We start from the raw sequence: 20,050 nt of genomic DNA on the forward strand, positions 1-20,050 counted from the left end.
GCGATGACGCCGTCCGACCCGCTCGACACCGCGGAAGGGCGGTTGGCCACCGGTCTGGCTGTCGTTCCGTACGTGCTGCTGGCCGTCTCGGTGGGGCTCGCGCTGCTCACCGGGGACATCTCAGGGGACCATCGGTTCGGCGTCCTGGGGCTGAGCGCGCTCGCTGCGGGATGGACGCTGTGGATGGTCACGCTGCACCCGGCTTGGATGGTGAACGGCAAGGCGGCGGGCCTCTATATCGCCGGGCTGGTGGCGTTCGTCGCGGCGCTGGGCCTGCTCAGCCCATGGTTCGCCGGTTTCTACGCCTTCACCGGCTACGTCCACTCCTGGCACCTGCTGCGTGGGCGATGGCGGATCGCGGGCGTGGTCGCGACGGCGGCGGCCGCGGTCACCGGCTACTTCGGCGGGCTGCCCGGCCCTGATCCGGCCGTCATCTCCTCCTACGTGCTGGTCATCGTCGCCATCGTGATCCTGGTCGTCCTGTTCAGCCTCTTCGGCGATATGACCGCCGACCAGAGCGTTCGGAGGAAGAAGATGGTCGATCAGCTCGCCGAGGCCAACTCCAAGCTGGAGGAGACGATGCGGGAGAACGCCGGGCTCCAGGCCCAGCTCCTCCTGCAGGCCCGCGAGGCGGGCGCCACTGACGAGCGCCAGCGCATGGCACGGGAGATCCACGACACGCTGGCGCAGGGGCTGGCCGGGATCATCACCCAGGTCCAGGCGGCCGCCCGGGCCAAGCACGACCCGGTCGAGTGGCAGCGCCACCTCGACTACGCCGCCCGGTTGGCCAGGGACAGCCTCGCCGAGGCTCGCCGGTCGGTGCACGCGGTGGGTCCGTGGGAGCTGGAGTCCGCCCGGCTGCCGGAGGCGCTGGCGGACGTGGTGAAGCGGTGGGAGGGCATCCACGGCGTGCGGGCCGAGTTCGCCACGACCGGCCCGGCCCGGCCGCTGCACCCCGAGGTGGAGGTGACCCTGCTGCGCGTGGCGCAGGAGGCCCTGGCCAACGTGGGCAAGCACGCGGGCGCCGCCCGGGTCGGCGTCACCGTGTCCTACATGGACGACGTGGTAACCCTGGACGTGCGCGACGACGGCGCTGGGTTCATCCCGGGCGCCCACAGTGGCGGCTTCGGCATGACCTCCATGCGGCAACGCGTGACCAGGCTGGCGGGCAGCCTGGAGATCGAGTCGGAGCCCGGCGGAGGCACCGCCGTATCGGCCACGGTCCCGGCTCAGGAGCCCAGGTGAACGAGCCCCCGATCCGGCTGATCGTCGTCGACGACCATCCCATCGTCCGCGACGGCCTGCGCGGCATGTTCACCGGCGAGCTGGGCTTCGAGGTGGTCGGGGTGGCGGGTGACGGCGCGCGGGCGGTCAGCCTCGCCGAGGAGTTGCGGCCCGACGTGATCCTGATGGATCTGCGGATGCCGGGCACCGACGGGGTCACCGCGATCAGGCGGCTGGCCGAGCGCGGCAGCACGGCCAGGATCCTCGTGCTGACCACCTACGACACCGACAGCGACGTGCTGCCGGCCATCCAGGCGGGCGCGACCGGCTACCTGCTGAAGGACGCGATGCCCGAGGAACTGGTCCGTGCCGTGCGGGCCGCCGCGCGCGGCGAGGCGGTCCTGTCTCCCTCCGTGGCCACCCGGCTGATCGGCCAGGTGCGCGCGCCGTCCGATCCGCTGAGCGCACGCGAGCTGGAGGTGCTCGCGCTGATCGCCCGCGGCTCCACCAACCGCGAGGCCGCCGCCCGCCTGTTCATCAGCGAGGCCACCGTGAAAAGCCACCTGCTGCACATTTACGCCAAGCTCGGCGTCAACGACCGCGCCGCCGCCGTCGCGGTGGCCTTCGAGCGAGGGCTGTTCGACCGATCTTGATGAAGCTCAGCAGCGGCGGCTGCGACTCGGCGGCCTGGTCATTTGTTGGGTGTTCTCAAGCTGTCTGGCTGAGTTCGTTCTTGAGTGCGCTGGGGGTGGTGACGGGAAGTCTGCACGCGAACTGGCGGCAGACGTAGGCGGCCGGTTCCCCGTTGATCGTGCCCCTTTCGCGTAGGAGGGGTACGGTCTCGTCTCCGTTTCCCCACGCTACGACCAGGCCGGGGACCGTCGACATCAATGCCGTCCGATGGAGTTGTTTTGCTCGGAGGTCGTCTGGTGGCCCGACTATGGCGACCTCGATTGGTCCGTCCAAGGCGGCCTGTGCCACTGCCAAGCCCCATCCGGCGAAACGGGCGTACTTCGCCGCCAGGACCGAAACAGCCCCCAGTGCCGCCTCGGCTGCCTCCCGATGTCTGGTCGATCCGCTCAGGGCTGCGTATGACAACAATGCCCCTGCCGCCGCGAACTGCCCGGAAGGGGTTGCGTTGTCCGTCGGGTCCTGGGGTCGCTGGAACAAACGCTCCCCATCATCTGCCGTATCGAAGAAACCGCCATTCCCGTCCCCGAAGCGTTCCAGCACGCTCTCCAGCAGTTCCCCGGCACTCTCGAACCACCGCGTCTCCCCGGTAACGCCATAAAGCGCGATAAGTCCCTCGGCTAGATCTGCATAATCCTCGAGAACTCCCGAATTCCGTCCTGCGTGTCCGCCTAGGGAGGTACGCAACAGCCACACACCGGTCGATCCGGTGGAAGTCCCCTCCGGGCTGAAGTCGTCGTGTGGATCGATGGATTTGTGTGGATTTTTCGTGACATGTAGGTCTATGAGCAACTCGGCAGCAGATCTGGCTGCATCAACTAGATCTGGACGGTCGAAAAGTGCGCCAGTTTCGGCGAGTGCGGCTATCGCGAGGCCATTCCATCCAGCTACGACTTTGTCATCCCGTCCCGGGCGGACACGTTCTCCCCGGGCGGCGAGCAATGCATTCCGTACCCGTTCGAAACGATCATCGGGATCCACTGGCAGTTGAAGAACCGAAGTGCCGTGCTCGAAAGTCCCCGAGACGTCGAACACCGTCACCGCCCAGGTGCCGTCCTCGTCTCCGAGGACCTCCCTGAGCTGGTCAGGAGTCCAGACGTAGAACCGGCCCTCCTCGCCTTCACTGTCGGCGTCCAGAGCCGACGCGAAACCGCCCTCCGGGGTTCGCATTTCTCGCAGCAGCCAGTCGGCGGTTTCCAGGGCGATTCGTTTGGCGAGCACGGAACCAGTGGCCCGCCACCAATGCGTGTACACGCGAAGCAGCAGCGCGTTGTCATACAGCATTTTCTCGAAGTGGGGGACAATCCACTCCGCGTCCACGCTGTAACGCGCGAAACCGCCGCCGAGCTGGTCGTAGATTCCGCCCCTGGCCATGGTGTCGAGCGTTTTCTCCGCCATCGCGAGAGCATCCGCCGTACCTGCACGAAGAAGAAACTCCAGGACCATCGACGGCGGGAACTTGGGCGCGCTGCCGAAACCTCCGCGTGCCGCGTCGAAAGTATTGGCCAGATCGCGAACGGCTGCGGCGAGGGTGTCCCGTGACGGCAGCGGACCCGAGGGCAGGCCCGCTCGCTCGTTCAGCGCCTCCACCACATTCACGCCCTGCGCCAACACGGCAGGCCGGTCGTTCAGCCACGCCTGCGAGATGCCATGAAGCAACCGCTGGAACTGCGCACGCGGAAAATACGTCCCCGTGTAGAACGGATGCCCATCCGGCGTCGCGAAGACGGTCATCGGCCAGCCGCCGTGCCCGGTCATCGCCTGGGTGGCCCCCATGTACACGGCATCCACATCGGGACGTTCCTCCCGATCGACTTTCACGTTGACGAACTTGTCGTTCATCATCCGGGCCGTCGCCTCGTCCTCGAAGGACTCGTGCGCCATCACATGGCACCAGTGACAGGCCGAATATCCCACCGAGATCAGCAGCGGCACATCTCGCTCGCGCGCCGCCGCGAACGCCTCCTCGCCCCATTCCCACCAGTCCACCGGATTCCCGGCATGCTGCAACAGATAGGGACTCGTCGCATCAACCAGCCGATTCATTTCCGACCTCCTGGGTAGCCGCTCCTTCCATCTTCCCCTGCCGTCGAGGTCCCGCGGAGGTCGCCTGGCGAGGTGGCGAAGCAGGTATGGGGTCCGGGGATGTATTCGGGTGGCGGCGGGCGTAGGCTCACGGGACGTGAGCGAGGACGTCAGGTGTCGCGGTGGGGTGTGGGCGTGGCCGGTGGAGGAGGCTGCGTGAGCGTGGATTTGGAGTTTGCGATCCGGCATTCCGGGCGGGCGGGGAAAGATCTCACCCGGCGGGATGTGGCGCGGGTGCTGCTCGCGGTGCCGACGGGGCAGGCGCTGGTGTCGATGCCCGACCTGAAGCGAGAGCTGCTCGCGGTGGGGAATCCGCTGTCGGCGGCGTTCTGGGAATCGGCGAAGACCACGCTGGCGCGGATCGAGTCGGGGCTGGCCACGGTGGGCGACGTGCAGCGGTGGCTGGAGTCGACCGGGACCGAGCCGATCCTGCTGACCCGCAGCTATTTCGTGTGGCCGGACGAGGGCGAGCGCGGCCCGGTGGCCACCGAGATGTACGCGCGCCTGGTCGAGCACCTGGAGTCGCTTCTGGCGATCGGTGTGATCGATCCAGATTTGCTGGCGGCGGGGGATCCGGCGGCGCGTGAGGCGTACGAGGAGTTGCAGGAGCGGTGGCTGGCGACGTCGCTGCCCGATGGGCGGGTGCCCAGCGCGGTGGTCAGCGACGAGCAGGACGAGGAGCTGTTCGCGGCCTGGGACGAGGAGGAGGCGTTCGCGCTCGGGGAGTTGCGCCGGAGCATGGCCGATCTGCCCGCGCCGCCGCTGCCGGTGGAGGATCTGCGGGCGGCCGCCGGGCGGCTGCGGCGCACGCTGGTGCGGCCGGGGTTCCCAGGGAACGTGCTGCGGGCCTGCGCGGGTCTGGACGAGGCGGCGCTGCCGGCCGAGGACGAGGATCTGTGGCTGGCGGTGGCGGCCGGGATCACCGCGCCGATCTCGGACCTGCCGGACGAGGAGGACGCGGCCCGGTTCTTCGACCTGGACGGCGAGCTCAGCCACGAGGACTCGGTGCTCGCCTCGCTGTGCGCGATCAACCACGCTGACTGGCTGGCCGCCGTCACGGCTCTGGCCCGGTACGGCCCCGGCGTGCTCGCCTCACCCGAGCGGATCGCCCGGTTCATCGCGGACTCGGAGGAGAACGACGGCGAGGCCGACAGCCTGGAAGACCTGGAAGCGACCGAAATGCTCTTCACTGCTGTCACCCCGCTGTGGGCTCACCTCGGCATCGTCGACAAAGCCGAAGTCCTCACCCCACTGGGCTGGTGGGGCCTCCCGAAGGCGTTGGAACGCGCCTGGTCCCCCGAGTAGGTTAGGCGATTTCGTCCTGGTAGTTGTCGGGGACGAGGTCGGCGTATTCGGGGTGGCGTTTGATGTAGGACGCGATGAAGGGGCAGAGGGGGACGACGGAGAGGGCGCGGTCGCGGGCGCCGTTGAGGGCGGCGCGGGCGAGTTGGCTGCCCAGTCCCTTGCCCTCGAACGCCGAGTCGATCTCGGTGTGGAGGAAGACGATTTTCCCGGGGCGGAGCCGGTATTGGGCGAACCCGGCCACATCGCCTTCGACAAGGATCTCGTAACGGTGGGTTTCGGGATTGTCGACGACGGTGGCCTAGGTCACTTTTTGTCCTTCTCGTGCGGGACCTGGATTTTCGAGAGCTGCTTGTTCATGGACTTGACGAGGAAGAACAGCGCGACGCCCAGCGCGAACACGACGAGGAAGCCGAGCAGCCCCGGGCCGTACTCAGGAGCGGCGGCGGCGATGAAGTTCATCTCTCAAGTCTACGAGCAGGCGGTGGGGGCCTCCGCGTGGACTCCCGCGAACAGGTCGTCCTCGGGGACGGTGGTGTCCACCAGGGCGCGGGCCAGGTGGAAGTCCTCGGTCGGCCAGACCTCCATCTGGATCTCGATCGGGCAGACGAACCAGAAGCCGTCAGGGTCCACCTGGGTGGCGTGCGCGAGGAGCGCGCGATCCCGGGTCTCGAAGAAGTCGGCGCACGGCACCCGGGTGGTGACATCCCACTTCTCCGGCCTGTCCTCCCAGCGAGAGATCCAGTCCGCATACGGCGAGCCCATGCCCCGCGAGGTCATCGCCTCATGAAGCGCCTCGAACTTGTTCTTGGAGAAACCCATCTGGTAGTACAGCTTGAGCGGCTGCCACGGCTCCCCGGCCTCGGGGTAACGATCGGGATCCCCGGCCGCGTCGAACGCCTCCACGGAGACCCGGTTGGTCATGATGTGGTCGGGGTGCGGGTAACCGCCGTTGTCGTCGTACGTCAAGATCACATGCGGCCGGAACTCGCGGACCGCGGCCACCAGCGGCGCGGAGGCCACCTCCAGCGACTGCAACGCGAAACACCCCTCCGGCAGCGGCTCGTTCTCGTCCTCGGGCAGCCCGGAGTCGACGAAACCGAGGAAACGCTGGCGCACGCCGAGGATCTCGCGGGCCCGCTCCATCTCAAGCCGCCGCACCTCGCCCATGTTCTCCAGGATGTCCGGCCGGTCCATCTTCGGGTTCAGGATGGATCCGCGCTCGCCACCGGTGCAGGTGACCACCAGCACGTCCACGCCCTCGCTGGCATAGCGGGCCATGGTCGCGGCGCCCTTGCTCGACTCGTCGTCGGGGTGCGCGTGCACGGCCATCAGCCTCAACGGCGCGATCTCAGCACTCACGGGTCTCCTCAAATGTCCTGGGCAACTGCTCAAAGAGGCTAGCTTCAGGGTGCGACAGTTTTCGCCTCGGGCAAGCCTCCGCGGCACCCTCCGCGAACAATTGTCTCGGACAACGCCGCCAGACCGCAGGGAGATTCCGCGCATGTCCCCAGAGCCAGTCACGCGCCCGGTTCTCGGCACGCCCGCGGACTTCCCCGAACGTCCTCCCGCGGGCCGCAGCCGGTTCGTGGTGTATGCGGTGATCGGCCTGATCGTCGCCGTGATCGCCTCCGGCTGGGGCTACGTGATCCTCAGCGCGCGCGGAAATCCGGACGTCCGGGCCGAGGTGGTCTCCTTCGACGCGAGCGCGGCCGACTCGGCGGCGATAACCTTCCTGGTGCACAAGCCCGCCGACCGCGAGGCGAGGTGCCTGGTGCGCGCCCTGGACACCCACCACGTCGAGGTGGGCACCCGCGAGGTCACGATCCCCGCCGGAGAGTCCGACAATTCGTTCACCGAGCGCGTGAAGACCAGTGCGCAAGCCACAGCCGTGCACGTTCAGTATTGCAATCTCGTATAGTGGAATCTTTGGGGAAGCGTTCGAAGGCGTTAACTTCTACGCCTTTCGACTCACCTAGGGAAGCAAGGAGAACCCGCGTGGCCGTCTCCCAGAACGATTCCGTCACCTGGCTGACGCAGGAGGCGTACGACCGCCTCAAGGAGGAGTACGACCGCCTTTCTGGTCCGGGCCGGATCGAGATCGCCAAGAAGATCGAGGCCGCCCGCGAGGAGGGTGACCTCAAGGAGAACGGCGGATACCACGCCGCCAAGGACGAGCAGGGCAAGATGGAGGCCCGCATCTTCCACCTCCGGCAGATCCTCGACAGCGCCAAGGTTGGCGAGGCCCCCCGAACCGAGGGGGTGGTCGGGCCCGGCATGACGGTGACGATCCGCTTCGTCGGCGATGACGACGAGGTGACCTTCCTGCTGGCCTCCCGCGAGGAGAGCGGCGCCCCGATCGACGTGTACTCGCCCAAGTCCCCGCTCGGGGCCGCCATCAACGGCAAGAAAATCGGCGACAAGGCGACGTACACGATGCCGAACGGCCGGGCGATCACGGTCGAGGTGCTCGAAGCCGTGCCGTACATCGGCAACTGACGTTTGTTCAAAATCCGCCGGAGACACGCGCTCCGGCGGATTTCGGCGTTTTGGATCCGCTAGCCTCGTGGGTCGGGCCATGGCGAGAGGGGTGAGGGCGTGATCCGCAGGGCGCTCGCGGAAGCCCGCAGGGATCTCGCCTACCGTCCCCGGCTGCCGGGCCGCCGTCCGCTCCGGCTGCCCTGGCTGTGGCGGCGGGCGATCCCGCTGCTGGTGGTGCTGCTGGTCGCGGTCATCTCCGCCGACCTCCTGATCCTGGCCGAGCTTTACGGGCAAGCCGAACGTCCGGTGGCCGCCCGGCAGCGGAACTTCGTGGCCACCGCGGAGGAGTCCAGGGACGACCCCCCGCCGCCGGTGGCCCCGCTGGGCAAGTTACGGCAGCCGCACCTGTTCGTGGTGAGCGATCAACCGCTCGCGGCGGATACGATCGCCCGGATCCGGGAGGTGCCGGGCGTGGCCGCGCTGGATGTCACCGACGCGGCCGAGGTGACCATGGACGGGCGGCGGGTGCCCACCATGGGAGTCGATCCGTCCACGTTCCGGGCGTACACCCCGGCGCCGACCGCCGGGTCCGACGTGTTGTGGGCGAACATCGCCAAAGGCGAGGTGGCCGTCTCGTTCGAGCTCGGCAACGACGGCGGCCTGCCGCTCGGGTCCGAGGTGACCAGCGGCGGGCGGAAGCTCAGAATCGGCGCGTACGCGACGGTGGGCATGAGCACGATCGCCGCGATCGTGTCCCGGCCGACCGCCAGAGCCCTGGGCCTGCCGGAGGGGAACGCGCTGGTGGTCAGCGCGCCCAAGGTCGACTCCGGGAAGCTGCGCCGGACGCTGCTGCGGCTGCTGCCGAAGGGCAGCCAGGTGGCGACGATCAATCCGGTGCTGGCCGGGCCCCGGCGGCAGACCGCGTGGCCGGCGTCGGCGTTCATGTCGGCGCAGCAGACCGAGGCGATGTTGCGGGCGGCGGTGGGCAAGCTGGGCCGGCCGTACGAGTGGGGGGCCGAAGGGCCGGAGAGTTTCGACTGTTCCGGTCTGGTGCAGTGGGCGTTCCGGCAGGCGGGGGTGAGCATGCCGAGGGTGGCGTCCCAGCAGTGGGCGAGCGGGCCGCAGATCCCGCTGGAGCAGGCCCAGCCGGGCGATCTGCTGTTCTGGCGCAGCGATCCCACCAACCCTGCGTATATCTCCCATGTGGCGATTTACTGGGGCGACGGGAAGATGCTGCACGCACCCAGGACCGGCGACGTCGTCAAGATCGCCAAGATCCACACCAGGGGCTTCGCCGGCGCGGTCCGGGTCAGCCCGGGCGTCGCCGCCCAGGTTCGCTAGATCGGCAGCCCCGCCTCCAGCAGCGCGAGCGCCTCGTCCACCAGCTCGGCCAGCGGGCGCGCGCCGTCCTCCTGCACCCAGCGTTGCAGGGTGGGGATGAGCGCGCCCACGACCGCGCCGGTGAGCGTCTGCACCGCGAGGTCGGCCGGATCACGGCCTTCCCGCTTGGCGATCGCCTCGGCCAGCAGGCCGAGCGTGTCCATCATGTTCTGCGTCACCCGGGCGCGGATCGCCGGAATAGTCAGCTGCAGCCGGGCTCGGGCGAGGAGCTCCCGCTGCTCGTCCGCCGGGATCATCGCCATCGACTCCCGGAATGTGTCCCGCAGCGCCCGCAATGGCGGTTTGTCCTTCGGCTGCTCGGCCAGCATGGAGATCAGCAGGGGGTCGTAGTCGTCCTGGACGACGATGTCCTCCTTTGTCGCGAAATATCGGAAGATCGTGCTGGGGGAGATCTCCGCGGCCTCCGCGATCTGCTCGATGGTCGTCGCGTCATAGCCCTGCTCGGCGAACAATCGCAGGGCCTGCTCCTGGATCGTCCGCCGAGTCCTGGCCTTCTTCCGTTCACGCAGTCCCGGCGAGTTCATGGACCGATTCTCCCGCCTCCTCCGCGCTCGTGCCACGCATGAACACCGCCACCAGCACCGCGCTGAGCAGCGCCGCCGCGCCGCATGTCCACAGCACCGCGTCCATCGCCGCCGCGAAGGCGTCCTGCCCCGCCGCGGCGAACTCCGGCACGTGTACGGCTGCCGCCACCGAGTCGCGCACTCCCTCGGGGGCGGAATCGGGCAGGTTGCCGGCGTACACGGCGGAGAGCAGGCTGCCGAGCCCGGCCACCCCGAAGGCCCCGCCGGTCTGGCGCAGGGACTGGAGCACTCCCGTGCCCATGCCGGTGCGATGCTCGGGCAGCATGGCGAGCACGCCGTCCATGGCGGGGACCATGGTCAGGCCGACGCCCGCTCCGGCGACCGTGAGCCAGGCGGCGGTGTAGGCGTACTCGCCGGGCAGGATCGCGCCGAGCGCGAGCCCGGCGGTGAGCAGCAGCAGCCCGGCGGTCATGATCGGCCGCAGCGTGGTCTTCTTGAGCAGGCGCTCGCCCGCGAATCCGCCGAGCATCAGGCCGAGGATCATCGGGGTGATGCGCAGGCCGGTGCCCATCGCGTCGAAGCCCTGCACGGCCTGCAGGTAGAGCGGCACCACGAACAGCACGCCCATCATGCCGAGCGAGACCAGCGAGGCCGCGATCGAACCCCATAGGAAGACCCGGTCCCGGAAGAGGCTGAGGTCCATCATCGGGGTGCTGCTGCGCATTTCCACCCGGACGAACGCGGTCAGAAGCACCAGGCCCACCGCCAACGGGATGAGAGCCCCGGGGGAGCCCCAGCCGTCCACCGGGGCCTGGATCACGCCGTATACCAGGGCGGCGAGGCCGGTCACCGACAGCAGCGTGCCGGTCACGTCCAGCCGGGGTGCGGCGGGGTCGCGCGACTCCGGCACCAGCAGGACCACGGCGACCAGCGCGATCGCCACCGCGGGCAGGTTGATCAGGAAGATCGATCCCCACCAGAAGTGGTCGAGCAGGTAGCCGCCCACGATCGGGCCGAGCGGCAGCCCGACGGCCATGCCCGCCGTCCACACCGCGATGGCCTTGGCCCGCTCGCCCGCGGGGAAGATGCTCGGCAGGATCGAGGTGGACAGCGGCATGATCAGCGCCGCGCCCGCGCCCATCAGCGCGCGGCCCGCGATCAGCCAGCCGGTCGTGTCGGCCAGCATCGCCATCGCCGACGCCACCCCGAACGCGGCCAGACCGGCGACCAGCAGCTTCTTGCGGCCGAGCCGGTCGCCGAACACGCCCGCGGGGAGCAGCAGCGCCGCGAACGTCACCAGGTAGGCGTCGACGATCCACTGGAGTTCGCCGGTGGAGGCGTTCAGGTCCACGGCGAGCGTGGGGAGCGCCACGTTGAGCACGGTCGCGTCCAGTCCGATGACCAGGACGCTGAGTACAAGGGCTGACAGAGCCCACCATCTGGAAGTAACCATGAATTGATAGTAACTCTCAAAATGTAGTTACTGTCAACGCCTTTGCTCTGGCGAGATGCGGTGTAATCTTTATTACATGGATGCAGAAGAACAGCTGAAAGGCTGGTTCACCGGGCGGTTGCCCGAAGGCTGGTTCACCGGGCGGCCCGAGATCGTGCTGGACCGGGAAGAGATCACCGTGCTCGGCGCGCTCCCGCCGCTGACCGTCGCCGACGACCTGCCGGACGTGGAGAAGGCCGCCGCGCTGGAGGGCTACGTCGAGCGGTTCCGCGAGGAGACCAGGGAACGCCGGATCGACATCGCCCGCGAGGCCGAGCACCGGTTCCGCCGCAAGGTCTCCTGGGGGGTCACCGCCGGCGAGGAGACAGTGATGTTCACCACTCTCTCGGTGCCCGTCATGACCCGGCTGCGGCAGCCGGAACGGCAGGTGCTCGACACGCTCGTCGCCGCCGGGGTCGCGCGCAGCCGCTCCGACGCCCTCGCCTGGTGCGTCAGGCTGGTCGGCAAGCACACCGACACGTGGCTCGCTGACCTGCGCGATGCCCTCCAGCACGTTGATCGAGTTCGCGCGGCGGGCCCCGACGTAGTGGACTAAACCAATTAATCAAAAGGTCTGGACCAATGCGATTGGCCTATACCAATGTGTGGGCCGGAAAATTCGGGTAAGGAGTGGGCACGTTTTCTTTGAACCGGGCCTTGGCGGGTAGGCTCCCACTGAGCATCATGGCCGCCACCTGCGCTTAGGTGGCTGGATATGGCCTGATTAACGGCGTGGAAACATACTGGTCTACGCCAATTGGATTAGGCGCGTATTCATCGTCAATGATGATTTGGCCCCGCTAGACAAAGGAGCCGTCGCCGATGTCCGTCACCGTTTCGCGTAATCCCCAGCCGACTTCTGAGCAGTTCTCCCACCCGACCACTCACCGCGAGTTGGCCGCCTGGGTCGGCGCGATCGCCGAACTCACCGAGCCGGACCGGATCGAATGGTGTGACGGCTCCGAAGCGGAATGGACCCGGCTGACCAACCTCCTGGTCGACCAGGGCACCTTCACTCGGCTGGTACGGCGCCCCAACAGCTTCCACGCCGCCTCCGACCCGAGCGACGTGGCCAGGGTCGAGGACCGGACCTTCATCTGCTCCGAGCGGGAAGAGGACGCCGGGCCGACCAACAACTGGGTCGCGCCCGCCGAGATGCGCGCCACCTTCGGCAAACTGTTCCGGGGGAGCATGCGCGGGCGCACCATGTATGTGGTTCCGTTCTGCATGGGGCCGCTCGGCGGTTCGATCTCGCAACTCGGGGTGGAGATCACGGACTCGGCGTACGTGGTGGTGTCGATGCGGGTCATGACCCGGATGGGCGACGACGCGCTCCGCCTCATCGAGGAGCGCGGCGACTACGTCAAGGCGGTGCACTCGGTCGGCGCGCCGCTCGAACCCGGGCAGGCCGACGTGCCCTGGCCCTGCAACCAGACCAAATACATCAGCCACTTCCCGGAGACCCGGGAGATCTGGTCGTACGGCTCTGGCTACGGTGGCAACGCTCTCCTGGGCAAGAAGTGCTACGCGCTCCGCATCGCCGGCACGATGGCCCGGGACGAGGGCTGGCTGGCCGAGCACATGCTGATCCTCAAGCTCACCCCGCCAGCTGGCGAAGCCCGCTATGTGGCGGCGGCCTTCCCGTCCGCGTGTGGCAAGACCAACCTGGCCATGTTGCGGCCGACCATTCCCGGCTGGAAGGTCGAGACGATCGGGGATGACATCGCCTGGATGCGGTTCGGGGCGGACGGGCGGCTTTACGCGATCAACCCGGAGGCCGGGTTCTTTGGGGTCGCGCCCGGCACCGGCGAGAGCACCAACGCGAACGCGATCAAGACGTTGTGGGGGAACAGCATCTTCACCAACGTCGCGCTCACCGATGACGGGGATGTCTGGTGGGAGGGCATGACCGATGAGCCGCCGGCGCATCTGACCGACTGGAGGGGGCGGTCCTGGACGCCCGCTTCGCCCGAGCCCGCCGCCCATCCGAACGCGCGCTTCACCACGCCCGCCGAGCAGTGTCCGACGATCGCCAGGGAATGGCAGAACCCCGACGGAGTTCCGATCTCGGCCATCCTGTTCGGTGGGCGCCGGGCTACCGCCGTGCCGCTGGTCACCGAATCTCTCAGCTGGGAGCAGGGCGTGTTCCTCGGCGCCAACGTGGCGTCGGAGAAGACCGCCGCCGCTGAGGGCAAGGTCGGTGAACTGCGCCGCGACCCGTTCGCGATGTTGCCGTTCTGCGGTTACAACATGGGCGACTACTTCGCGCACTGGATCTCGATCGGCCGGACGCCGGGGGCGCAGCTTCCGAAGATCTACTACGTCAACTGGTTCCGCAAGGACGATCAGGGGCGCTTCGTCTGGCCCGGGTTCGGCGAGAACAGCCGCGTACTCAAATGGATCGTCGACCGCCTCAACGGTCAGGCCTCCGCCGTCGAAACCCCGATCGGCCGCCTTCCTGTCTCGCTGGACACCGAGGGTCTCGACATTTCCCCTGAGGATCTCTCGTTGCTCCTGACCGTCGACCCGGAGATCTGGCGGGAGGAAGCCGCGCTCGTCCCCGAGTTCTTCAGAACCTTTGGCGATCACCTGCCCAAGGAACTCTGGGAGGAGTACCACGCTTTGCTCGCCCGCCTAAACTGACAGCGGTGAGCGGCGCCCACCCCAAAGCAGGAATGCCCGCCAGCGTCGTCGGGCGTTCCGGAGGGGTTCTCCCACCCTGATCTACCTCGGGGCTCCGCCCGGCCGTCACGGTGGTTTTCCCACCCGCCCAGCCCTTTGTTTCCCCTCGGGGCTCCGCCCCGCCCCCGCTGTCACGGTGGTTTCCACTCACCCTTCCCCTCGGGCTCCGCCCCGTCCCGCCCGTAGCAGGGCGCCGGCGTCGCCGATCCGGTCGACGTGGTGGAGCTTGTCGGGGTTGGCAATGGAGTGGATCGTCTGGATCTGGCCGTCGGCGATGCTGAGGCCCATGATCCCGACCAGACGGTTCTGCGCGTCGAATGCCATGGCGCCGGGCTGGCCGTTGACCTCGGCGGCCTGGATGCGCACGCCCCGGCGCGCCAGCGCGGACATCCCGGCCGACAAGGTCCGGGCCACCCGCTCCCGGCCGAAGACCGGCCGCGCCTGCGCCGGCACCTTGCCGCCGCCGTCAACGTACAGCGCCACATCCTGCGCCAGCAGCGCCTCCAGCGCTCGCAGGTCGCCCTGCCCGGCGGCGGCGAAGAAACGCTGAGCCAGCTCTTCCCGCTGCCGCCGAGAGGCGTGGTAACGCGGTCGGCGCTCTCGGACGTGGCGGCGAGCCCGCGCGACCAGGTGCCGTGCGCTGTCCACATCGGTGCCGATGAACTCGGCGACCTCGGCGTACGGATACTCGAACACCTCCCGCAGCAGGAACGCGGCCCGCTGCCGCGGCGACAAGCTCTCCAGCAGGACCAGGAACGCCAGCGACAGTGAGTCGGCGGTCTCGGCATGCTCGGCCGGTGACGGACCGGTGACCACCGGTTCCGGCAGCCACTCACCGACGTACCGCTCCCGCCGGACCCGTGCCGAGCGAAGCTGGTCGATGGCCAGTCGGGTGACCAGCGTGGCGAGGTACGCCCGCGGCGAGGCGATCTGCTCGTCGCGTCGCAGGGTCTGGTGCATCCGCAGGAACGCTTCCTGCACCACGTCCTCGGCTTCGCTGACGCTGCCGAGCATCCGGTAGGCGATGGCGAACGCCCGCGGTCGCAGCTCGTTGTACAGGTCGGCGGCAGACATGTCCGGCTATCTCATTCCCTCGGTGAAACCCGTACGCCAGGTCGGGTACCGCGGCGCCCAGTCCAGTTCGCGTTTGATCTTCTCGCTGGAGATCCCGCGGGCCCGCGTCATCATGTCCACCGGGGTCCGGCCGGCCAGCAGGCGTACGAGCCAGGCCGGTACGCGGCGCGGCGGTTTGGCGCCGAGCGCGCGGGCCAGTTCCGGCAGCCAGTCGCGCACCGGCGCCGGTTCATCATCGCCGACGTGGTAGATCCCGGGCTTGCCGCGTTCGATGGCCGCGACCGTGGCCGACGCGGCATCGGTGATGTGCACCAGCGACCACACCCCACCGCCGCCACCCACGATCGGGAACCTTCGCTTGCGGATCAGCCCGGCCATGACCGCGTCCGGCGCGGCCTCGATGCCGGTCCCCGGGCCATAGAAGCCACCGTAGCGAAGCACGATGCCGTCGGCCCAGCTGATGCCGGTCACCGCTTCCTCCAGGTGGCGCAGCGCGGCCACCGCCGCCGCGGCGTCCGCGGGCGGGTTCGGCTCGATCCGGCCGTTCTCGTCGGCGACCGGCCCGCCGGTGCGCTCCATCCACCCGGAGTTGCTCTGCGCCACGAACTTGGCGACGCCGACGGCACGCGCGGCGGCCAGCAGGTGGTCGGTGCCTTCGGTGCGCAGCCGGTTGGTGGCGGCCGCCATCCGCTTCACGTGCCGAAAGTCCGCCGGTCCGCTCAGCGCGGTGAGCTGATGGACGATCACCTCGGGCTCGGCCCTGGCCACCACGTCGGCCACCGAGTCGGGGTCGAGCGCGTCGACGATCACCGGTTCGGCGCCGAGCGCCCGCAGCGCGCCGGTCTTGGCCGCCGAGCGGGTCGTGCCGATCACCTCGTGGCCGCGCGCCACGAGCTGGAAAACGAGGTGGCTGCCGATCGCGCCGGACGCTCCGGCAATGAAGATCCTCATGACGTCTCCGTTCGTCGTGCTCACCAACAGGAGACGAGACACCCCCGCAGCCCATGAACGGCAGTTACCCATTTCACAGTAGGGCGGGGTCATGCCGCCGGGCACTCCGGTCAACGTGTTCGAGGGCAACAAGGCCGAGACGACAGGCGTTCATGAAGCCCACCGGCTGCCCGACGCCGACCGGCGGAGGCTGTGCCCACGGCGTCCCGGCCGGGTTGTAGCCAGACGTCGCGCTGGGTCAGCCGGTGAAGGACTGGGGCCGAAGCGGCCCCACGCCACGAGGGCGGCCAGGGCGAGGAAGGCGAGGTTGACCACGATTGCCTGGGCCTCGTGACGGCGGAGGTGTGTGATGCTCGCACCGATCATCAGCAGCACCAGACCGACGGCGGCCAGTGGCACCAGAACCGGCGCGATGTCGAGCAGGGCGGGCAGGATCAGGCCCACTGCGGCCAGGATCTCGAGGGTGCCGATGGCCTTGACGGCGCCGGCGCTGAAGTCTTCGGCGAATCCCATGCCGGAGGCGGCCAGCTTCTCTTTGGGCTGGATCAGCTTCACGGCGCCGCTGGCCAGGAAGATTACAGCCAGCAGTCCCGTAATGATCCACAGAGCGATGTTCATAAGGGTTTCCTCGCAAGGTTGTGAGCGACTTCGGGTTCGGAGTCGGAGGGAGTGATCGGGGGCCCCACGTGAGGGTGGCGGTGCCGATCTGGCTGGTGGGGTCCCGGCAGGCCGGTGCTGGATGGCGCTGCTGAAAGCGTCCATGCCGGCGGTGCAGTCGGAAGCGGTCAGGCGCAATCGCAGGACGGAGAGGGCGGGTCGTGATGTCGCGAGCTTTCTTGTTCGCTGGATGATGTGTTCGTCTCAGCAGTTCGACGACACAGCCCCTCGAAAGGTGAGGTGCTTTGCCGGCCTCACAGTTCGGTGCCTTGTCTCGTCGAACTGGTGAGGCCAGATGCGACCAAGGGAGTCGTCGACACCATGACCCGATCCGAGCCAGGACACAGCCGACCCGATCCGAGCCTGAGCGCGATCATGAGCGAGCGGCGTCAGCTGATCAATCTCGCGTACCGGCTCCTTGGCTCCCTGGCCGAGGCGGAGGATGTCGTACAAGAGACGTACGCCCGCTGGTACGCCATGTCCCAGCAACAGCAGGAAGCCATCGAATCTCCCGGCGCCTGGCTGACGAAGGTCGCCAGTCGCATCTGCCTCGACCTGCTCGGCTCGGCACGCGCCCGGCGGGAGCGCTACGTGGGCGAATGGATCCCGGAGCCGCTGCCCGGACGTACGGAGTGGATCAACGCCCGGACGGGCGGCGCCACAGCCGACCCGGCCGACCGGGTCACCCTCGACGAGTCGATCAACATGGCCTTCCTCGTCGTGCTCGAATCGATGACCCCGGCCGAGCGCGTCGCGCTCATCCTGCACGATGTCTTCCGCTACTCCTTCGCCGAAGTCGCCGAGATCGTCGGCCGCACCCCGGCGGCATGCCGCCAGCTGGCCTCCTCAGCCCGCCGTCGCATTCGCGCGTCCCAGCCTCCCGCGACTCCGACAGCCCAGCAGGCCGGCATCGTCAGGAACTTCAAGCAGGCATGGGAAGCCAAGGACATCGACGCCCTCATCGGCCTCCTCGACCCCGAAGCCACCGCGATCGCCGACGGCGGCGGCCTCGCCAGCGCCCACCTCCACCCGATCACAGGCGGCGAGCCGATCGCGCGCGCCTTCCTCGAGGTCGCCGGCAAGGCACCCAACCTGACGCTCCTGGAACGCACGGTCAACGGCCAGCCCGGTCTGGTGGCTCAACTGGACGGCATCACCGTGGTAGTGGTGGCGTTCCACGTCGCAGGCAACCGGATCAAACACATCTGGGCAGTACGGAACCCCGAGAAACTCCGACCTTGGACGACGGCCTGACGCGCGTCTCCGTACTCGGGTCTCCGGTCGGTGCCGGGAAGGAGCCCGTAACGACGGGAACGGGGCGGAGCCCAGAGGGCGCAATGGCGGGGTCGGGCGGAGCCCCGCTATCGGGAAGTTAGGTGGCAGGGCTTGCCGTCAATTGCCCTGAAACCAGGACGGATCTCCTACTAGAACGTGGCTCGACCAAGATCTAATTCTGCGGGAGCTCCGAATGGGCGAGCGTGTGGTGCCGGTGGATGAGCATGTGTTCGATCCGGCGCGTCTGCCCGGACTGCGACCTACCACATCATCATTCACCACACTTGACACCCACACCCACCGACTAACTTCCCGCCATTCGGGTGGAGCCCCTGAGGGCGTAATGGCGGGAACGGGGCAAAGCCCAGGGCAGAGCTCCTGAGGGCGTAGTGGCGGGGGCGGGCGGAGCCCGTGGGGAATCGAAGGGATGGGTGGGTGGGACATTCACGGTGACGGCCGGGGTGGAGTCCCGAGGTAGGTCAGGGTGGGGAGAGCCACGCGGATCAAGCTGCTGTTTCGTCGGGGTGACCGCGGTGTTGGCGGGGGTGGGCGGAGCCCGTGGGAAAACAAAGGGATGGGTGGGTGGGGAACAACCACGGTGTTGGACGGTCTGTGGCTGTGGGGCGTTCGTTCTTCAGGTGGATGCGAAACTATCGCGGGCATGCGATCGTCTATCGGGTAGACGGGGTGATGCGGGACAGAAGGCCCCCCGTCCTCTCCCCCAGGAGGCGACATGGAGCTGGTGCTTCTGGTCTCCGCGATCGTTATCGCGGTGCTGGTCTTCTCGGTCGCGTCGGCGGTGAGTCGAGAACTTCGGCGGGTCCGGTCCAGGCATACGCTCGGCGGGCCACCCCCGGACGTGTACGAGCTCGCGTACCTGGCCGGAGGGCCGCGACGGACGGTGAACACGGCGATCGCGATGCTCAGTGCGCAGGGCAAGATCCGGGTGGCCCGGGGCGGGCGGGTGACCACCGTGGCCGGCGCCGGCGGTTCGCGGGAGGCGGTCGAGCAGGAGCTCCTCGATCTGGCCGCCGTGCCCGGCGGTCGGACGGCCGGTGAGGTACGCCAAATAATGGCCCAAGGACCCGCGTTGATCGGGCTCATGCACCGGCTGATCGGCCGCGGCTACATGGTCCAAGACGCCGCCCTCACGCACGGCCGCGTCCTCAACCGCGGCCTGGGCTGGTTCGTCGTGTTGTCCGGCCTCAACTGGGTGATCTCGGTGGTGGCGCTCGCCACCGATTCGGTCCCGGTCAGCGTCTTCAATATCCTCGCCCTGGTCGCCGGCGCGTTCGTCAGCCTGATCGGCCTGGGCTTGCACCAGGCCAACCGGAACAGGCTGCGAAACCTGCTGACGAACGCCGGGTACGAGGTACTGAGCACGGCCCGGCTCACGCACCGACCCGGTTCCGGGGTCGGCCGGAACTTCGTCTTCTACTCCGACCACCACCCCGGCCACGCCAACGACAACGCCTTCGCGTACGCGGCGGTCGGCGGCGCGGTCGCGCTGTACGGCCTCGGCGAATTCAACTCGCCCGACGCGGCTGAGATCGCGAGAGAAGACCAGACCTCCGGGAGCAGCGGATACGGGTGCGCGGCGGGCGCTTGCGGCGGCGGAGGCGGCGGGTCCAGCGATTCCAGCAGCTGGGGCTCCGACCCGGGCGGCTTCGGCGGTGGGGACTTCGGCGGCGGCTCCAGCGATTCGGGCGGCGGCTCGAGCTGCGGTGGCGGTGGCTGCGGCGGTGGCTGCGGTGGTGGTGGTTGAGGTGGCGGCTGATCCCGCTCGCTCGCATGTCCCTCCGCTGAGTGAGGGCTTGCCGGATTCGTCGGGGCAGGGTCTTTCCGCGCACCCGCTGGGTTCCGCGCCCTTGCCGGATTTCTTAGGGCAGGGCTCTTCCGCGCACCCGTCGGATTCCGGGCACTTGCCGGATTCGGCGCCACGGGGTTCTTCGCCACGAGGTTCTTCAGCGCATCCGGTGGCTTCCGGACACTTGTCGGATTCTGCTTCACGGGAGGATCGGGGATTCTCCGCGGATCCGTTGGATTCTGGGCACTTGCCAGATTCTGCGCCATGGGAGGGGCGGGGGTTCTCCGGGGATCCGTTGGGTTCTGGGCGCTTGCCGGATTCGGTGCCACGGGAGGGGCAGGGTTTTTCAGCGCATCCGATGGATTCCGGGCGCTTGTCGGATTTTGCTTCGCGGGAGGGGCGGGG

Annotated in this window: 18 protein-coding genes and 1 pseudogene; 10 read left to right on the forward strand and 9 right to left on the reverse strand. The window is 68.4% G+C overall.

What is annotated here, in order from left to right; translation table 11 throughout:
* Positions 1–3 precede the first annotated feature (3 nt).
* Both Amac_RS13790 and Amac_RS13795 read left to right on the forward strand, forming a co-directional pair.
* Positions 4–1,245 (forward strand): sensor histidine kinase, encoded by a 1,242-nt coding sequence (locus Amac_RS13790; RefSeq protein ID WP_155354766.1) that lies wholly within the window; start codon positions 4–6, stop codon positions 1,243–1,245.
* The gene (locus Amac_RS13795) at positions 1,242–1,877 is read left to right on the forward strand and encodes a response regulator (RefSeq protein WP_155354767.1); all 636 of its coding nucleotides are present in this window, start codon (positions 1,242–1,244) and stop codon (positions 1,875–1,877) included. Before Amac_RS13790 ends, Amac_RS13795 begins: the two co-directional genes overlap by 4 nt.
* A gap of 55 nt (positions 1,878–1,932) precedes the next feature.
* On the opposite strand, the gene Amac_RS13800 is transcribed toward Amac_RS13795, so the two are convergent.
* The gene (locus tag Amac_RS13800; protein WP_155354768.1) at positions 1,933–3,960 is read right to left on the reverse strand and encodes a thioredoxin domain-containing protein; all 2,028 of its coding nucleotides are present in this window, start codon (positions 3,958–3,960) and stop codon (positions 1,933–1,935) included.
* 195 nt (positions 3,961–4,155) lie between these two features.
* On the opposite strand from Amac_RS13800, the gene Amac_RS13805 reads away from it, so the two are divergent.
* The gene (locus tag Amac_RS13805) at positions 4,156–5,304 is read left to right on the forward strand and encodes a hypothetical protein (protein WP_155354769.1); all 1,149 of its coding nucleotides are present in this window, start codon (positions 4,156–4,158) and stop codon (positions 5,302–5,304) included.
* A 1-nt stretch (position 5,305) separates the two neighbouring features.
* Here Amac_RS13805 and Amac_RS13810 read toward each other — a convergent pair.
* The 3 genes and pseudogenes from Amac_RS13810 to mca all read right to left on the reverse strand — a co-directional run.
* Positions 5,306–5,569: pseudogene (locus Amac_RS13810) on the reverse strand (GNAT family N-acetyltransferase); the annotation flags it as partial.
* Positions 5,570–5,607: 38 nt separating this feature from the next.
* Positions 5,608–5,763 carry a hypothetical protein gene (locus tag Amac_RS53615; protein WP_170321646.1) on the reverse strand — a complete coding sequence of 52 codons (156 nt, stop codon included), beginning with the start codon at positions 5,761–5,763 and terminating at the stop codon, positions 5,608–5,610.
* A 9-nt stretch (positions 5,764–5,772) separates the two neighbouring features.
* A complete protein-coding gene (gene mca / locus Amac_RS13815) occupies positions 5,773–6,633 on the reverse strand; it encodes a mycothiol conjugate amidase Mca (protein WP_155354876.1) in 861 nt (286 codons plus the stop codon).
* A 172-nt stretch (positions 6,634–6,805) separates the two neighbouring features.
* Here mca and Amac_RS13820 point away from each other — a divergent pair, with 172 nt between their 5' ends.
* From Amac_RS13820 to Amac_RS13830, 3 genes are all read left to right on the forward strand, one after another.
* A complete protein-coding gene (locus Amac_RS13820; RefSeq protein ID WP_155354771.1) occupies positions 6,806–7,222 on the forward strand; it encodes a DUF4307 domain-containing protein in 417 nt (138 codons plus the stop codon).
* A gap of 77 nt (positions 7,223–7,299) precedes the next feature.
* Positions 7,300–7,800: a transcription elongation factor GreA gene (gene greA / locus Amac_RS13825; protein WP_155347057.1), complete on the forward strand. Its 501-nt coding sequence runs from the start codon at positions 7,300–7,302 to the stop codon at positions 7,798–7,800.
* A gap of 99 nt (positions 7,801–7,899) precedes the next feature.
* Entirely contained in the window at positions 7,900–9,123 is a 1,224-nt protein-coding gene (locus Amac_RS13830) for a C40 family peptidase (protein ID WP_155354772.1), read from the forward strand.
* On the opposite strand, the gene Amac_RS13835 is transcribed toward Amac_RS13830, so the two are convergent.
* Both Amac_RS13835 and Amac_RS13840 read right to left on the reverse strand, forming a co-directional pair.
* Complete coding sequence (locus Amac_RS13835) at positions 9,120–9,707, reverse strand: acyl-CoA-like ligand-binding transcription factor (protein WP_155354773.1); 588 nt, start codon at positions 9,705–9,707, stop codon at positions 9,120–9,122. The genes Amac_RS13830 and Amac_RS13835 overlap by 4 nt on opposite strands.
* The gene (locus Amac_RS13840) at positions 9,685–11,160 is read right to left on the reverse strand and encodes an MFS transporter (RefSeq protein ID WP_155354774.1); all 1,476 of its coding nucleotides are present in this window, start codon (positions 11,158–11,160) and stop codon (positions 9,685–9,687) included. Before Amac_RS13840 ends, Amac_RS13835 begins: the two co-directional genes overlap by 23 nt.
* Before the next feature lie 76 nt (positions 11,161–11,236).
* Here Amac_RS13840 and abmR point away from each other — a divergent pair, with 76 nt between their 5' ends.
* Together abmR and Amac_RS13850 are read left to right on the forward strand one after the other, a co-directional pair.
* Positions 11,237–11,755 carry an ATP-binding transcription factor AbmR gene (gene abmR / locus Amac_RS13845; protein WP_155347061.1) on the forward strand — a complete coding sequence of 173 codons (519 nt, stop codon included), beginning with the start codon at positions 11,237–11,239 and terminating at the stop codon, positions 11,753–11,755.
* Positions 11,756–12,021: 266 nt separating this feature from the next.
* Positions 12,022–13,842, forward strand: a complete 1,821-nt coding sequence (locus Amac_RS13850) for a phosphoenolpyruvate carboxykinase (GTP) (protein ID WP_155354775.1) — start codon at positions 12,022–12,024, stop codon at positions 13,840–13,842.
* A gap of 186 nt (positions 13,843–14,028) precedes the next feature.
* Here Amac_RS13850 and Amac_RS13855 read toward each other — a convergent pair whose 3' ends face one another.
* The 3 genes from Amac_RS13855 to Amac_RS13865 form a co-directional block, all read right to left on the reverse strand.
* On the reverse strand, positions 14,029–14,955 hold the full coding sequence (locus Amac_RS13855) for an RNA polymerase sigma-70 factor (RefSeq protein ID WP_155354776.1): 927 nt from the start codon (positions 14,953–14,955) through the stop codon (positions 14,029–14,031).
* 6 nt (positions 14,956–14,961) lie between these two features.
* Positions 14,962–15,906 (reverse strand): NAD-dependent epimerase/dehydratase family protein, encoded by a 945-nt coding sequence (locus Amac_RS13860; protein ID WP_155354777.1) that lies wholly within the window; start codon positions 15,904–15,906, stop codon positions 14,962–14,964.
* 150 nt (positions 15,907–16,056) lie between these two features.
* On the reverse strand, positions 16,057–16,524 hold the full coding sequence (locus Amac_RS13865) for a DoxX family protein (RefSeq protein WP_155354778.1): 468 nt from the start codon (positions 16,522–16,524) through the stop codon (positions 16,057–16,059).
* Between the two features lie 414 nt (positions 16,525–16,938).
* Here Amac_RS13865 and sigJ point away from each other — a divergent pair, with 414 nt between their 5' ends.
* Together sigJ and Amac_RS13875 are read left to right on the forward strand one after the other, a co-directional pair.
* Positions 16,939–17,817, forward strand: coding sequence for an RNA polymerase sigma factor SigJ (gene sigJ / locus Amac_RS13870; protein WP_246268314.1), 879 nt, complete (start codon positions 16,939–16,941; stop codon positions 17,815–17,817).
* 754 nt (positions 17,818–18,571) lie between these two features.
* Positions 18,572–19,603: a TIGR04222 domain-containing membrane protein gene (locus tag Amac_RS13875; protein WP_155354780.1), complete on the forward strand. Its 1,032-nt coding sequence runs from the start codon at positions 18,572–18,574 to the stop codon at positions 19,601–19,603.
* Positions 19,604–20,050 lie beyond the last annotated feature (447 nt).

Source organism: Acrocarpospora macrocephala, from assembly GCF_009687865.1.
GTDB lineage: Bacteria > Actinomycetota > Actinomycetes > Streptosporangiales > Streptosporangiaceae > Acrocarpospora > Acrocarpospora macrocephala.